Genomic DNA, 15808 nt, shown 5'->3' with positions numbered 1-15808 from the left:
GACCCTCCCGGACCATTCCTCAAAAAGCGATACGGAAACTGGTTGTTATTCGTTAGTACGAGGTCAGATCGTTCTGCCCCAGTTTCGGCTACAACCAGCAGTCGTTTTACCGAACCGCTTAAGTATACCAGATTCCGTATCTTTCTTTTAGCATAGCTTCGTTAGGCGACATTGTCCGAAAACAATGTATAAATATATTGACAAATTAAAAAAATAATTTATAATATCAATCAATAGGGGATAATATGTACAAAATAATTGTATTGTGTTTGGTTTTTTTATGGGGCTGCCATAAAAGTACGCCAATGATTCAAAATACCCCCAATAATTTTGAACAGGTATCTTTATATGCAGAAGTAGAGACAGATAAACAATTTGAAAGCGATATTGTAGATATAAAGGAATTGGTTAATTTAAATTATAAAGAAATAAAGGATGTGCTTTTTTGGAATGAAGATATTCAAAAAGGGATATATCTTTTCTTTTTAGAAAACAATAACATCGAGGCATTGCTTGATTTTAAAAGTTTTATTGATTCTTTAGATCGTGAAATATATCAATTATATGAGCATGGTGAAAATCAATATTCTTCATCTCCATCCAGGCCAAATATAATCAATCCAATAATGGTTATTATAGAAAATAGTTTTATGGAAAAAGAAACTATTTATTTTTTCTCTCAAATTAATAATAAGATGCCCAATCTGTTTCTGGTAGGAAACCGTAATGACTGGGGCATGTACACTAATCCTCCAATTATACAGGCTACAATTAAAGGAAATTATACAGTAATTCAATTCTTTATTGAAAATAAGATAAATTGGAAAGAGTCGCAGCCCAGATCAAGAGATAGTGGAAGTGAATATGGATTAGGCGGTAATATATTAACCTATTTACCTGTATGGGATAATAACAGGAGGATTCATAATTATTTTGTTGAACAAGGTATAGAAGAAGAAATTGATATTTCTGATCAAGTTATAATGGTCGCATATGGACTTGATTTTATAAATATTTGGTCAGAACCAAGATTTAATAGTGAAATTATTTGTCAAGTTAACAAAGAAAAAAAACTTAATCCAATAAAAATAACTGCTTATAAAATTAACAATTGTCAATGGGTTTATTTTGAAACTGGGGATGGAATACAAGGGTGGGCACCATATAGTATAAGCATTGATTATGATTCGGGGATGTAAAATCGGACAAACTTCACATAACCAAGGTGCACTTTTAATGAGATTTCGCATAACGACAGAGAAAAAGATCGGCAAACCAAAGAAATGATGATACGATACAAATACTATAGCAAATTATAAGCAAACAGATAAAGAGCAAGAGCTATTTCTGGCAATAAACCCAGGGGAACAAATACTACCGGGGACGTTTGAATGGACCATGAGCCGGTTTATCGATAACGAAGCGGACTTTACGAGATTCGATGAGGGGTACAACAACGACGAAAAGGGCGTGCTGGCATATAGACTGCGAATACTACTGAAGATCGTACTATACGGATATTCGCAGGGAGTACTATCATCCCGGAAACTGTACGGACTGTGCCGGTATCATATTATTATGAAAGCGCTTGCAGAAAACCCAGGAGGCGAAAAGCATAGAAGCACTCACGGATGTACTAAATAGTATTTCTGCATACCTCAACAAATCGAAGGGTGATATTTATTCCAAAAAAAGAGATATATATTCGTTTATATAGCAGTGATGGAGGTTTAAGTATATTGCGTATAAAAAAAAGTTATGTGCAATTTGGACATGAAAATATATAAACCACTTGACAATAATCCATATTAATGACAACCTTTTCTAAAGAGGAATAATTAATGAAAATGCATAAAATTATATTTTTGATTATTTTCGTCAATCTCGCTAATATAAATTATGCCGAGGAAACTGATATAAACATATCTGACTATTCAAATAAAATAAATAACTTGTTAATAAACATTAAGAACACTATAATGAAAAATAATATAACCGGAAACGTAATAAACACTTACAATGTGGCAGAAAATGCATTAAAAAATAATCTTGTCACTTTTAAAATTGATACTGATTTAGATAAAATATTAAATGGTATGGTATTTAGATATTATCATGATACTGAGGAAATCAGTCTTTTTTTTGGAAAATATTTTTTAGATACGTTCACCGAGAATAGTACCATACATTACTCAGTATTAATGCATGAATTTAAACATTTGCATGACTATATGAATAATAAAAATGATTTTCTTTCTGCAATGGATAATGAAAAAGAAAAGTATTGGTATGAATTAGATGCATTACATATTGAAGCAGAGTTTATAAAATATTATTTATATGGAACGTATGAATTAAGTAATTTTGAAAATTATTTACTAAATAGTTTTAACGATAATAACCTTGATTCAATTTCGATAATAAATGAAAGAGAAAGCATGGTGACATTCTTTTATTTTAACAGAATGGAAGAAGCATATAGAAACAATAACAACAAAAAAGAAGAATTGTTAAGAGATATTATTGACAGAGGAAATAATAATATTAAAAAATATGAAAACGATGATCCATCAAATCAATTCAATTATTTTGCAGATTATATCGTTTTGTCAACATTTAGAAAATATATGTTACAATTTATGGCATTGATAATTAATAATCCTACAACAACATGGGGTGAAGTCTTTGAACAATATCCAAGCATTGGAAATATTTACAATAAGATTACAGAAATACAGTCAAATGATAGTAAAATGCATAATAAATATTTACATACAATATATGATTATTGGGAAAATGATTTTAGTAATAGATTTAATCGGCAATAATGATCCTGACGGGGCGCATGTCTAAACTTCGCATAACAGCAGAGAAAAAGATCGGCAAACCAAAGAAATAATGATACGATTACCGTATATTATATAAAACATTAAAGGAAGAATAAAATGAAAAGAAGGAAATTATTTTGGATATTATTTGCTTCAATTTTATATGGCGGCTTTGCCATATATTCATTTTATAATTTATATGAATTAATAATTCTAAAGAATTCCCATATATTGGCTTTAGGAAGCATTGAACGAATCGAACATAAATCAACTGGAAAATCTTCTACAGATTGGTTGGTTTTTTCATATACATACAATGGGCAAAACTATAACGAAAAGATATATATATCTGACGGAATTCCTTTTTTGACAAATATATATAAGGACTATCCTAAAGGGAACACAGTATTTATGGTAAATACTGAGAGGAATATAATTTTCCCCCAAAATAATATCAATGTTGAAATAAAAAGACGAATATTTCCATTAATATTATTATCAATTGCATTAATAATTTCTGTCATAATATTTGTAAGAGAATAAAAATAAAAGATTTGCTAAAAATAAATTATTGTGTAATGCACCAAAAAACTTCGTCAACAAAGCCGTATACGCTTCGGGGCCCCGAAGATAATTAAAAACATTGACACAAATTAAAATATAAATAAAATCTGCTGAATAATGGTAAAAAAATGTATCCCGAAGGTGTTATATAAGCAAGGAGAAAATAATGAAGAAAATTATCTTGATATTATTCATTTTTACAATAGGAATGAATATATGTTCCGCAGAGGAGGAGGATAAAAATGGAGATGACAAAGAAAATAGAAGCTATGTCATATATAGTTTCTTTTTAAATATTGTTCCCGATGGGTTCAATTTTCCGTTAATTGGTTTTGTTAATATAGCAGACGGAAGCCATAATAGTCCGCAAATTGGTTTTATTAATTTGAATCAAAAGAACTTTAACGGACTACAAATGAGTTTTGTTAATACAACCGGCGGAGGAACAAATGGCACACAGCTTGGATTTATCAACACAAATGCACAATCATTAATAGGGTCGCAAATTGGTTTTGTTAATACAACGGGCGGCGAAATAATGAAAGGATTGCAGCTTGGTTTTGTAAATACTTCTGTTCATAGAACTGAAGGGGCGCAGATTTCATTTGTAAATCTTACTAAACAATTACATGGGTTTCAGCTTGGATTTATAAATTATGCTGATGAAATAGATGACGGTATTCCCTTCGGATTTATATCGTACATTAAGAAAGGCGGTTATAAAGCATTGGAATACGGCGTTTCTGAGATTAGTCCGATTACTGTATCATTGAAACTTGGTGTTGAGAAATTATATACCTCCTTGCATTTTGGCTATAACCCATTGAAAGAAGATTTCTCGTCCGCCGCTCATTATGGATTGGGGGTAGGATCGATCATTCGTATAAACAATTCATTATTTTTTAATCCTGAATTGGTAGCAATGAATACAATTAATGGAAGTACCAATGCAAATGTTAGTTTAATACCCTATTTTGGTTATAAAATAGCATCTCATTTAAGTATTGTTGCAGGACCATCTATTACATGGATATATAGTAATGATGGAATTGAATCCCCATTTTTCAAAATTATAGGGAAAGAAATAAATGAAGAAAATCAAATATTTATGGGAGCAAGGCTTGGGCTGCGACTTGAATGGTAATGATTATTGTAAATGACTACCGGTATACCGTATGCCTTAAAAAGTGAACAATACGCAAGTGTAATAGGGGTAATTTTGAAATGATGAAAAATCCGGTAGAAACGATTGGTAATTTAATAGAAAAACAAGGCATTAGTTTTATAAGTTCCATAGATGAAAATGGTTTTCCCAATACAAAGGCAATGTTGCCGCCGGTTAAACGGGAAGGCATAAAAACATTTTATTGGCATACCAATTCACCGTCAATGAGAATAAAACAATATAAAAATAACTCAAAGGCTTGTATATATTTTTACGACAAACGATTTTTTAGGGGCGTAATGTTAAAAGGAACAATGGAAGTATTGGATAATATAAAAATAAAAAAGGAAATTTGGAAAGACGAATATACAAAATATTATACAGGAGGAATTGACGGAGGAGATTTTATAATAATAAAATTCACGGCAGAAAATGGACGGTATTATAGCAACTTTAGTTCAGAAGATTTTAAGATAGAATAAGAGTATAAAAGCAACTTAGCTCCGCGATCCTACCGCTCAGTCCTGCGGGCAGGCTGAAAAGAATATGCCCTCATTATGTTATCGGGGGTGGCGGTATAAAAAATATCAGGGGGACCCTCTGGGGGTTCCTGATATTTTTTGCAGCCGCCAGGATCCCAAACAAAGTTAAAGGGCATATTCTTTTCAGGTGTTGGGCTCAGAACTGTATTCCTGCGAAAAACCCCAGCTTGTGTACATTATGATCATTACTCCAGCCGTATACAAAATCGCCAAGGCTTGTACCCGGTTTGGGATCATTGTCGGCTAAGTGAGCATAATCGTAGGAAAGTCCCGCGAATACCCCCAGATGCTTAAGGGCTTTGAATCCGGCGGTCAGACGGACCTGGGAAATGGAGGTATTCACGGACCATGAAGAGTCCGGATCATCCAGATCAACCATGCCGCCGGATAGTATGTCAATGTCGAAAAAGCCGTACTTCCAGGAAAATTCATAGCCGAAACCGAAACTGCCGCGATATGCTAAACCGGCTTCACCGGTCCCCTCCATCGGGGTAGTCCTGGTGATCCCTGCTTTTTGTACCCCCAGGTTTACAACTGAATAGAAGTGTTTTGATCCGCTCTTAAAGCCGAGGTTAGTGAAGCCCATGTCATCATAAAAAACTTGCGGGTGTATCATGCCGTTTTTTACCACGTTGACCAGCCCGATGGGAACAACATTTTCGTTATCCGAAACATTGACCAGCCCTATCTGAGCGCCGGCGCCATCTCCGCCGCGGTTAACTACTCCTATCTGGGCGCCAACGGTGTTCCCACGGGTACTATTGAGCAGGCTTATCTGGGCGCCCGTCATATCCCCGCTGGTATAATTCAAGAAGCCTGCAACCTGGACACCCCCCCTATCCCCTCCGGTATAGTTAAAGAGGCCCGCCGTTTGGACACCCACCAGATTCCCTGCTGCATAGTTAAAGACACCCGCAGCCTGAACGCCATCCCTATCCCCGCCCGTATAGTTAAAAAGGGCCGCCGCCTGGACACCCGCCATATCCTTGCCGGCATAGGTAAAGAGGCCCGCCATTTGGACGCCATCTACCTTTCCGCTGTTGACTATCAATAGGGTACCTAAACCTGTCCCATGCAGATTTTTCCCATAGGCGCCAAGGATACCGATAAGCACAGTATTACTGTCTGCCGGGCCGCCGACGGGAATGCCCAGGGAGGGCACAAACTGAAGGCTGAATGGCTCATGGAAGGACTCAGCATCATCAGTACCGTTACCACGGGTCCGGCCGCGATCCCTGGATGCGGCGATAGGGGTAAAATCGTTTTGGCGGACGGGTGTACGGCGATCCTGTTCCAGGCGTAATTCCAGGGTAAAAAAGCTATTCCCCTGCTGCAGGGTAATCCGGTACAAACCGGGTTCAAGCCCCAGCTCCATCGGTCTGCCTGCGGTTTTGGTTATCTCGGCGATGAGGTAATCCGAACTATCCCGAATTGAAAGGCGGCCGGAAACAGCTTCGTCAACCACCATGCCGGCGGAAGTTTCCTTGACATCGGTAAGCACCAAATCTCCGGTACCGTTTACCTGTATATCATAGCTGGGATGCTGGGTCCCGTAGATTGACGTCTCGGTCTTTGCCAGGGTTTCGGTATAGGCAAAACGATAGGCCTCGTTGAGGGTTACCCGGCCGTCGCCGACCATATCCGCCGCCCCGCGGAGACCCGCAACTAAACTGTGGGTAAAATAGGAACTGGCGATACGATCCGATTCCTGGGAATCCTCGGAGGCGGAACTGGAACTAAGAAAGGCGTAGCCCTCGGCGGAACTGGCGTTGTCCATCAGGAAGGGTTTCGTCTTGACACCCCCCTTAGTCCGGGTGAAGGCCCCTGAAGAACAGGAATCCAGAATGACGATCCGCACATCCGACGGTATTGCATTGATCCGTTCCCGGAGCGCCCTATAGGCGTAGCGTTCCCGGTTAAGGAGCAGCCCCTCCTCATCCGAATGGCCGGAATAATAAAACACTATCTCTGTCCGCTTATAATTTTGCTTGAAACGGAGAACCTGTTCCCGGAGAAAGTCGAGGCGCTTATTTATTTCCCCAATGCTGGGCTCCACCAGAAGCATATTATCATTCGGATTAATCCCTCCCATATCGGAAAATACCCTGGAAACCACCCGGGCATCGCTTACCGCATACCGGAGCGTGGTCCTTTCCGATCCGCCATTATTGGATCCGATAAACATTCCCAGGCGTCTGGTCACATCCTCATCGGCGCCAAAGACAGCGCTACTTATCGTAAAACACAAAACTATGGCGCCAAATATTTTTTTCGTACTAATCATAGAATTTCTCCATTGTTTCATATTTATTTTTTAGTCTCCGCTTTTCGCAGGATTAAACTTTTCACTTCGTAGGGTTTAAAAAGTTCCGCCGCCCGTTCAGGATCGGTTCCGTATTCAAAGTTCAGCCTTTCCGCGGTACGTAGAATTGTTACTGTATCAATGGGAGTACCGGCGATAACAAAAAAGAACATCTCATAATCCGGGGCATCATCCAGGGTATAGGATTCTTCCAGGGCGATCTGCTTTCCCGCCGAAAGCCGGGTGGTTCCGGCGGGTGTATAGGGATAATGCAGGGATACTGCGCCGCGCCCATCTATAGAAAAAATAACCCCATACCGGTCCCCGGAAAGTTCTGTTCCCACGGTATAAACAAGCTGGATAGTATTTCCTGCGCTGATTAACGCCTGATCCTCCAGCGCCGCCTGAGGGTTTGTTTTAAGGTAGGCTCGCAGCTCTGTTACGGCCGGTGCGTCGCTATTCCCTTTGATCCGGTCGCTGAGGGGCGTCCCGGTACGGGGGGTATTCAGAAGGGGGAAAATTATAAAAACAACAACTGCGGCGATACCCGCAGCGGCGGCTATGACGGGGGCCATAACCGGAAAGGCCCTGACCCGCTTTGGGTTAGTGCGGGAAGCTTCGCTGCCGGCGGCCCGTTCCAGGATCCGCTTAAGCATCAGCTCAGGGGGATACCGGTTTACGATTTCTTTATCCGACCGGCGCAGTTCCCTGACGGTCGCCGCCATCCCCTCGTCGGCGGCCATAGCCATTTCGAGGGATTGCTTTTCCTTTGGACTGATATCACCGGCTATATATCTTTCGAGCAGCAATGATGAAATGTGTTTCTGTTTACGGATCATCGCTTTTCTCCTTCATAGGCAATTTTGGCCCGGGACTTAAAGGCCCTGAGCCGCTTCCACACACCCGCAACGGAAATACCCATAGCTTTCCCGATTTCCTTTAAGGTCATACCATCGGCGTGGTACATAAAACAAATCGTCCTGGTAGATTCCGATTCCGGAAGCAGAATGGTATCCATAATCATATTGGCCTCCACCCGATCATACCCCCGGTCAATGGTGATAAGGGGCAGCTCGCCGGCATCCTGGGCTGTTTCGGCCCGCCGCTTCTTCTGCCTGATCCGGTTGAGACAGACATTGGTAGCCACCGTATAGAGAAAGCTTGACGGATACAGCCCCCGGAGTTTTTCCGCCGCCCCCAGCAGGGCGACAAACACATCCTGGGCCGCGTCCAGGGCGTCTTCCTCATTGCCCAGCATACGCCGGCAGCGCCTGATAACCATGGGAGCGTATTTTTCGTAATATGCGGTGATATCAATGTCCAAATTAACCTCAACTATGCAACACCGGCGGAGGTCGGAATTTTACCGGATTTTACGTTTTTTAGCAGACTTATATTGAGGCAGAGACATTGTTCAGCTTTTCAACAACCTCGGACGCCTTTCGGTCCGCTTCGGCGACAAATTCTGCTTCGGTATCGGTACTATCCGTATAGCGGAGGACAAAAAGGGGGCCTCGGGCAAAAATAAACCGCTTTAGCAGGGATTTTTCTATACGCAGTTCCGCTCGAAGGATACGGTCCTGAGGGATGAAGATGGTCTTTTCTTTGGGAGGATCGCCCCCGGAGGAAGCCCGGGAAAGGATCTGCAGCCAGCCTTCGTGGGGAAAGTGGTGAAACCGGAACCCCCCTGAGGTGGCTATCAGAAGGCCCCAAAGCGGGTAATCGTACTCCGGCCAGCCGGAAAGGTATTGCCCCATGGCATAGGAATGGACCGTTTCCCCTAACGCCGTTTCATACTTTTTCCAGAACTCATCCGGATCGGTAGTTTTCTTTCCAAACATAGCGTCCCACTCCTGATTTAGTCTAACAGGGACTTACCCTATTTGTAAATACAATGAAAAACGAATATACTCTCTAATTATGACAGATTTTGATGTTTCCAAGCCTTGGCTAATCCTGATCCCCGCTAACATAGGCCCCGCAAAGCGGGGGGCGGAAGAATTGTCCCGGATAATAGACCTGCTCCGCCGTCAGGCAGGGCTTAGCCTGCCCTCCCCCGGGATTATCGACGATTCCCAGCCTGAACCGGGTAATGAGGTTCCCCAAATTTTACTGAACTGTTCCACGGTTGAGTCCGATCCGGTAAGCAAAAATGGTTTTTCCTGGCGGGCCGGTACAACCCGTATCGAAATCTACGGCAATTCTCCCCGCGGCCTCTGTAACGGGCTCTTCAATTTCCTCGGTGCCCTGGGGGTCCGCTGGCCCGAACCGGGGGGGGAAGAAATTCCACAGGCAAAACCCGGGATACCAAACTATCCCCTGGCGGAAACTTCGGCCACCCGGACTGATATAGGGGACCCTGGTTTGCGGAAACGGTTCCTCTTAACCCGGCGAAAAAACCGGGAAGCGGTCCTTATCTGGGCCGCCCGTAATTGTTTTGATGCGCTGGTTGTTCCTGTACGGAAATTCCGCATATCCAAAGAGCGATCCCTCTTCGATCTGGCGGCCCAATACGCCCTGGATATCGAGCTTAGCCGGGAACTTTCATCATTGGTAAGCAGGAAACTTTTTTTCTTCAAGCGGGAACTCTTCCGTATGGAGGAGGGACGGCGAAAAAAAGAGGGGCTTTTCTGCATTACCAATCCCGGCGTCATTGCTTTGGTACAGAAAAATGCCGTCCGTTTGTTTTCCAGGACCGGGGTTACCATCTTCCACCTCTGGCCCGATCTGACAAAAGAAACCCGCTGGTGTTCCTGTCCCAGCTGCCGGGCCTTTTCCCCGGAGGAGCAGCACCGCATCGCCATCAATGCTGCGGCGGATTCGCTCATAAAGATCAATCCCCTGGCACGGCTCTCCTTCTACGAACCCCGGAGCGAAACTACGGAACAAAACGATACGGCGGAACAGACGGAATATATCGCCCCCAGGCCAAATACCTTCCGGCTCAGCAATTTGCCTGATGTACACCGCCAATGAATACTATTGTATTGATCGAAGATCACGAAATGATGCGGAAAGGGATCTCGGAGTGGATCACCAATACCGGCCAATGGAAGGTAGTTGGGGAAGCTGCTTCCCTGGACGAAGCCCATGCCCTCTTTGACAGCTATCCTGAGCCGCCTGACCTGGTACTTCTGGACATCAGCCTCCGGAAAGATTTTGGCCTGGATCTCATCCCCTGGCTAAAAGAAAAATACCCCTACACTGCAGGAGAAAACAGTAAACCTGCCATCCTTGTCTATTCGGTTTACCAGGGTTACACCCTTATACGGGAAGCAATGACAAGGGGCGCCCTGGGTTATGTATGCAAGACCGACAGTGACGCCGAATTCGCCAGAGCCATCGAATCGGTACTACTGGGGAAACGCTACATTGATCAGAACCTGACACAAAAAATTTTTGCCGTTCCGGATATTTTGATTGGCCTTACCAAACGGGAACGGGAAATATTTTCGCTTGTCCAAAACGGTATGGATAACCGCGGCATAGCCAAAACACTCTCTATCCACCGGGGCACCGTGGAAAACTACATCAGCCGGATCTACGATAAAACCGGCGCTAAAAACCGGGAGGATCTGAAAAAACTGTAGATCTGTTCTTCTAGGCTTCTACGATGAGCCCTTCCCGGGCCATGAGGATCTCCATACCGGTTTTTCCCGTGACCATTTCCCGGAATTCCGTTTCAAAGGCCGCAAGCTGCTTATCCGTGCGGTGAGGATCGTGATGAAAAAGAACCAGCTTTTTCACCCCCGCCTTTCGGGCAGCCGCGATGGCGTATTCGTAGGTGGAATGACCCCATCCTATTTTGTCCGCCTCGTATTCGCTGGAAGTATACTGACTGTCATGGATGAGCACATCGGCGTTCCGGAAAAAGTTGATGACCTTTTCGTTTTCTTCCCTGGCCGCCAGTTCACCCTCCCTGGCAGCATCCTCGTCATAGTGGGGATCCTGGGGATTGGTGGGGAAAAGGTTCCGGAAGGGTTCGGTGTCATAGGCGGTGACGATGGACTTACCCTGGTATTCAAAACGATAGCCCAGACAGAGTACGGGATGGTTCAGGTACTTGGTACTTACCCGCAGGCCGTCCCCCAGATCCAGGATAGTTTCTTTAATCTGATCGTATTCCAGGTGAGCGGCCAGATCGCTTAACCGTACCGGCCAGTACCGGTAGGAAAGCTGCGTTCCGATGATAGATTCCATGGTATCATCTTCGTAAGAGACAGGTCCGCGGATACGCAGTTTTGTTGTTGGCATAAAGAGGGGGGCAAACAAGGGAAACCCCATGATATGATCCCAATGGGTGTGGGTAACAAAAATATCCGTATCGATGGGACCTTTTTTACAATCCTTATCCAGGAGCCATTCTCCCAGGGTCCGTATCCCCGTCCCCATATCTACGATAGACAGCTTTTCGTCCGCCCGGATTTCCAGACAGGCGGTATTACCACCGAACTCAACCGTGGAAGCTCCCGGACAGGGGATAGAACCCCGGCTGCCCCAAACACGAACACTTAACATAGCTGTACCCTCATAGTTTAAGAAAAATCTGGGCTTTTTCTATTTCGTTATCAACAATGGGTTTAATATTTTCAAGCGTTTCCCAGTTTAGCCCAAGAGTTTCCCAGACCACAGCGTCAACCTTTTCAGGATGGCAGTCTCCGGAAAAGCCTATCTTCATAAACGATGCAAAATGATTAGCCGCAGCAACACTGTAGAGCAGATCCTTATGATCCCCCTCGTATTCGGCACAATTATGATGATGGATCACCGCATCCCTCAGGGCGCCCTCAATGCGCCAGAACTTTAGCACCCTTTCTCCCACCTCGTTATGGTTGGTCCCCAGGTTTTCAGTTTCCGTCCGAAACAGGGAAAGCCCTTTCAAATCCGCATCCTTGATGGCGAGCAGATAGTCCCCGGGCAGCACCCCGTTCAGGGGTATCTTCCCTATATCGTGGAGCAGACCTGCGGTAAAATACTCTTCCAGCAGCCTGGGATCGACGCCCCTTTTCCTGGCAATGAGCTTCGCCGCCACTCCCACGCAGAGGGAATGCCGCCAGTATCCCTCACAATCAAACCCCTGAGCTTCCTTTGGGTTGAATTGCCCCGTGACTGCCGAGGATAGGGCGAGATTTTTTACGGTGTTGATCCCCAGCATGATGATAGCCCGGACCAGGCTCGTAACATGCTGTTCCAGACCGTAGTAAGCTGAATTGATGAGCTTGAGCACCCGGCCCACCAGAACGGGGTCCAGGGAGATTACATGATTAAGATCCGCAGGACTCGTCTGGGGATTATTGCAGATCTCCAACACCTTGGACAGGGTGATAGAAAGGCTGGGCATATTCTTTATATAGTCATCGAGTTTCCGGTTTAAGGCTTCATCCATTTGGATTTTCCAAAGTATCAATGATGAACTTCATTTCCATATGGGCGTCGCTATGTAAAAAATTATCCTGATCCGAATCCGGCAGGGCTTCAGTCAGGGTCATCAGGTACCGCATCAAACCGAGTAAATCACCCGCCTCTGCGGTATCCGGTTCAGGCGCCGGGGCCGGCGCTTCCGCTACGGGCTCCGGTTCGGATACCGGTTCAGGAGCAGAAAGGACCGGCGCTTCCGCTGCGGGCTCCGGTTCGGAGACCGGTTCAGGAGCCGGGACCGGCGCTTCCGCTGCGGGCTCCGGTTCGGAGACCGGTTCGGGAGCAGGAGTCGGAGCCGGCACTTCCACTGTGGGCACCGACTCGGATATCGGTTCGGGAACCGGAGCTCCTCCTTCAGCTGCAGCTTTAGCCGCCCGGGCTTTTGCCAGGGCTATGGCGCCGGGATGGGTGGACTTAGCTTTCGCCGCAGGAGGCGCCTCGGTGGCAGCTGGGGGCGGGACAAGGTCCAGCCAGTACCGGGACTCGGGGGGCTCGGTCGTAAAGCGGTCGTAATTCTCGGTACCCGCCTCGGTGGGATTCATGGTTGTTATTTTTTCAAAAATATTCTTCGCTTCTTCATCGTTGCCCTGTATGCCCTGGATCGCCCCTTCAATCCGCAGGGCATGGATATTGTCAGGGTCCTTCTCCAGAATCGCCCGGGCCTGGTCCAGGGCTTCATCGTGGCGTTCCAGTTTTTGGTAGAGCGCCGCCAGACGGGTTCTGACTTCCCAGTTCGTTGGGAAAAGATCCGCCAGACGTTCCAGCTCTTCCAGGGACTCGGCAAAGTTGCCCAAATCTTCCAGGGCGCGGGACAGGTTCAACGCGGCATTGACATACTTGCTGTCTATCTCAAGCGCAGCGCGGTACTTTTTGATGGCGTCCTTATGGCGGCCCTGATCCGCCAGGACCACACCTTTGTTATTCAACGCTTCGGTATTGGCGGGATCGAATTTCAAAACCTTGGAGAAGGTCCGGTTGGCGGCGGCATAGTCCTCCTGCTTAAACAGAACCAGCCCCAGGGCATTCATGGCTTCAAGCCAACCCGGGTGGAGGCGAAACGCCGCCCGGTACCGGGGCACCGCCTTGTCCGGCTGTTCCATGATTTCCAAGGCAATGGCAAGATTAAAGTGCAGAACCGGGTTTTCCTTGTCCAGGTTTTTTCCCTTACGGAAAGCGGCGAGAGCCTTCTTCCCGTTCCCGAGCCTGCTCTGGGCTATCCCCAAAAGGTTATGGGCCGCCGTGTATTCAGCGTCAATCTCAAGGGCGGCCCGTAAATTATCCACAGCGTCCGTGAATTTTCCGTCCCGGAGAAACATTCGGGCTCGCTTTGTTAAATCCTGTACATCCTGCGCGCTCATTCAACCATCCTTAAGGGGCGGGCCGATACTTCCCGGGAAAACACCCCTGCATTGGCAGGGTTCGACCGATCATAGACTGCCACGGCGAAATAGTACAGTACGCCGTTTTTTAGACCGTCAATTCGGACGGAAGTTCTCTTCCCAACATTTATTGGCGATACTCCCAGTATAGCGCTTTCTCCAAAATATTCCCCGGTTGCCGTGCCGAAATACACCAGATATCCGCTTACATCCGAGTCAGGACTGGCCCTCCAGGAAATGTCCACCGCGCCGTCCCTTGCCAAAGCGGTCACCATGGAAGGAGGCATGGGCGGATCGTCCCGCTGGTACACCACCCGGATCTCGTCCAGGTAGGGCGCGGCCTCCCCGTCACCGCTGGGGTAGAAGGCCGCCGCCAACTGGACATACCGGCCCCGTATATCCCCGGTAAAATTCGTTCCCGGCTCAAAGGGCTGCCATCCCGCATCAGCCCATTGGTAGGGGGTATCCGCCGCCCGGATAAAAAACTGTACCATAGAATTATTGGCAAAGCGGAACCTTCCGGAACCGACATATTCATTCTGCATGATACCCCCGGCCTTGGGATTCCGGCCGCCGGGAGAGAAATTACCCCCCAGGGCTTCCACCTTCAAAACCTGGCTGTTCCGTTCGCCCAAATCCAGGGGTTTCGTTTCTATACGCCCGCCCTGGAGGGGATACTTGGATAGCAGGGGAGTTTCGTTATACCGGCTGTAGACCCGGAATTCGTCCATAAGCCCGGCAAACCGTCCGCCCAGGACCATGGTTCCCCCGTCACCCGCCATGGGAGCGTAGACTTCGCCCCCTTCCCTGCCGGTGGTAGTTGCATAAACCACCCCTTCCAGACGCCCGTCCACCAGGTATTCCAGGAGTCCCGTATCAGAATCAAACCGGATAAGGTGATGGCTCCAGGTACGGGGAAGCACCGGGGAACCGCTCAGGCTAAGGGTCATCTGTTTGCCGTCATCGGGGGAACTAAAAAAATCCAGAAAGGACCAGTTGAGCCGGTTCCTCGCCGCAATACACTGTATACGCTGAAAGGTCTTTTCCCCCTGTCTGGTCTGCCGGGTTGCGCTCCAGGAGAGCAGTTGTTCGCCGTTTTCCATATTGAGGGGATAAAGCCAGAACTCTATGCTGAAATCCTTAAAATGCTGACCCGAATAGAGCAGCGCCTCCGGTGAACGGGGGCTGATAACCAGGGGCCCTTCCATTTCTTCCAGGGCTTGCCGGGGAGAATCGCCGGAGAAAAGGGCCGCCCCGGTTCCCGCCCGTGACCAGCGGTAATTTACCCCGCTCAGGGCCGGAGAAGCGCTCACCCGGTAATGGCCGGTCTTATCGGTAAACAGCTCCGGCCTCCCCTCATCAAATGACAGGGCCATATCCAGGTAAGGATCGTCCCCAGGCCGGGCTGAGGAGAGGGTCAGTACGGGATTTGCCCGAATGGCGGAAACCTCGGCGATCCCCGTCCGTTTATCCACCGCATTCCAGGACGACGACGCCCCCAGCACCAGGGTACTTTCCCCGATTCCGTAAACGGCCCCCGCAATATGCAAAAAAATAGCGCTTATAACGATTACAACTGTTGCTTTTCTCATAAATTCCCCTTTTAATAT

Annotated in this window: 16 protein-coding genes; 8 read left to right on the top strand and 8 right to left on the bottom strand. The window is 46.3% G+C overall.

The annotated features are described in order from the left end of the window. Positions 1 to 245: 245 nt before the first annotated feature. The 6 genes from LQZ19_RS16300 to LQZ19_RS16280 all read left to right on the top strand — a co-directional run bounded on the left by LQZ19_RS16300 (position 246) and on the right by LQZ19_RS16280 (position 5039). Complete coding sequence (locus tag LQZ19_RS16300) at positions 246 to 1199, top strand: hypothetical protein (protein WP_411048748.1); 954 nt, start codon at positions 246 to 248, stop codon at positions 1197 to 1199. 106 nt (positions 1200 to 1305) lie between these two features. After that, positions 1306 to 1644 (top strand): transposase, encoded by a 339-nt coding sequence (locus tag LQZ19_RS19400; protein WP_486401707.1) that lies wholly within the window; start codon positions 1306 to 1308, stop codon positions 1642 to 1644. Between the two features lie 197 nt (positions 1645 to 1841). Then, entirely contained in the window at positions 1842 to 2828 is a 987-nt protein-coding gene (locus LQZ19_RS16295) for a hypothetical protein (RefSeq protein ID WP_411048747.1), read from the top strand. A 117-nt stretch (positions 2829 to 2945) separates the two neighbouring features. After that, entirely contained in the window at positions 2946 to 3371 is a 426-nt protein-coding gene (locus LQZ19_RS16290) for a hypothetical protein (RefSeq protein WP_411048746.1), read from the top strand. A gap of 187 nt (positions 3372 to 3558) precedes the next feature. Then, positions 3559 to 4536, top strand: coding sequence for an LA_2272 family surface repeat-containing protein (locus LQZ19_RS16285; protein ID WP_411048745.1), 978 nt, complete (start codon positions 3559 to 3561; stop codon positions 4534 to 4536). 80 nt (positions 4537 to 4616) lie between these two features. Further along, positions 4617 to 5039: a pyridoxamine 5'-phosphate oxidase family protein gene (locus tag LQZ19_RS16280; RefSeq protein ID WP_411048744.1), complete on the top strand. Its 423-nt coding sequence runs from the start codon at positions 4617 to 4619 to the stop codon at positions 5037 to 5039. A 196-nt stretch (positions 5040 to 5235) separates the two neighbouring features. Here the strand turns inward: LQZ19_RS16280 and LQZ19_RS16275 are convergent, their stop codons facing one another. The 4 genes from LQZ19_RS16275 to LQZ19_RS16260 all read right to left on the bottom strand — a co-directional run bounded on the left by LQZ19_RS16275 (position 5236) and on the right by LQZ19_RS16260 (position 9242). After that, positions 5236 to 7383 carry an LA_2272 family surface repeat-containing protein gene (locus LQZ19_RS16275; protein ID WP_411048743.1) on the bottom strand — a complete coding sequence of 716 codons (2148 nt, stop codon included), beginning with the start codon at positions 7381 to 7383 and terminating at the stop codon, positions 5236 to 5238. A gap of 23 nt (positions 7384 to 7406) precedes the next feature. Next, positions 7407 to 8240, bottom strand: a complete 834-nt coding sequence (locus tag LQZ19_RS16270) for a hypothetical protein (protein WP_411048742.1) — start codon at positions 8238 to 8240, stop codon at positions 7407 to 7409. Further along, positions 8237 to 8725, bottom strand: a complete 489-nt coding sequence (locus tag LQZ19_RS16265; protein ID WP_411048741.1) for an RNA polymerase sigma factor — start codon at positions 8723 to 8725, stop codon at positions 8237 to 8239. Before LQZ19_RS16265 ends, LQZ19_RS16270 begins: the two co-directional genes overlap by 4 nt. Before the next feature lie 67 nt (positions 8726 to 8792). Further along, positions 8793 to 9242 (bottom strand): hypothetical protein, encoded by a 450-nt coding sequence (locus tag LQZ19_RS16260; protein WP_411048740.1) that lies wholly within the window; start codon positions 9240 to 9242, stop codon positions 8793 to 8795. Positions 9243 to 9321: 79 nt separating this feature from the next. Here LQZ19_RS16260 and LQZ19_RS16255 point away from each other — a divergent pair, with 79 nt between their 5' ends. After that, entirely contained in the window at positions 9322 to 10377 is a 1056-nt protein-coding gene (locus LQZ19_RS16255; RefSeq protein WP_411048739.1) for a hypothetical protein, read from the top strand. Continuing rightward, the gene (locus LQZ19_RS16250) at positions 10374 to 10991 is read left to right on the top strand and encodes a response regulator (RefSeq protein ID WP_411048738.1); all 618 of its coding nucleotides are present in this window, start codon (positions 10374 to 10376) and stop codon (positions 10989 to 10991) included. The genes LQZ19_RS16255 and LQZ19_RS16250 overlap by 4 nt, the downstream gene beginning before the upstream one ends. 10 nt (positions 10992 to 11001) lie before the next feature. Here LQZ19_RS16250 and LQZ19_RS16245 read toward each other — a convergent pair whose 3' ends face one another. From LQZ19_RS16245 to LQZ19_RS16230, 4 genes are read right to left on the bottom strand one after another with little or no spacing between them, the layout of a single operon-like run. Then, positions 11002 to 11919, bottom strand: coding sequence for an MBL fold metallo-hydrolase (locus LQZ19_RS16245; RefSeq protein ID WP_411048737.1), 918 nt, complete (start codon positions 11917 to 11919; stop codon positions 11002 to 11004). A gap of 10 nt (positions 11920 to 11929) precedes the next feature. Continuing rightward, positions 11930 to 12787, bottom strand: coding sequence for an HDOD domain-containing protein (locus tag LQZ19_RS16240; protein WP_411048736.1), 858 nt, complete (start codon positions 12785 to 12787; stop codon positions 11930 to 11932). Next, positions 12780 to 14177, bottom strand: coding sequence for a tetratricopeptide repeat protein (locus LQZ19_RS16235; protein WP_411048735.1), 1398 nt, complete (start codon positions 14175 to 14177; stop codon positions 12780 to 12782). Before LQZ19_RS16235 ends, LQZ19_RS16240 begins: the two co-directional genes overlap by 8 nt. Then, a complete protein-coding gene (locus LQZ19_RS16230; RefSeq protein ID WP_411048734.1) occupies positions 14174 to 15790 on the bottom strand; it encodes a LamG-like jellyroll fold domain-containing protein in 1617 nt (538 codons plus the stop codon). Before LQZ19_RS16230 ends, LQZ19_RS16235 begins: the two co-directional genes overlap by 4 nt. Between the last annotated feature and the right edge of the window lie 18 nt (positions 15791 to 15808).

The sequence above is a fragment of the Treponema primitia genome (assembly GCF_046533075.1).
GTDB classification, from domain to species: Bacteria; Spirochaetota; Spirochaetia; order Treponematales; family Breznakiellaceae; genus Termitinema; species Termitinema primitia_B.
The sequence above is the reverse complement of the archived record's forward strand: the minus strand, read 5'-3'. Positions and strand labels throughout refer to the sequence as shown.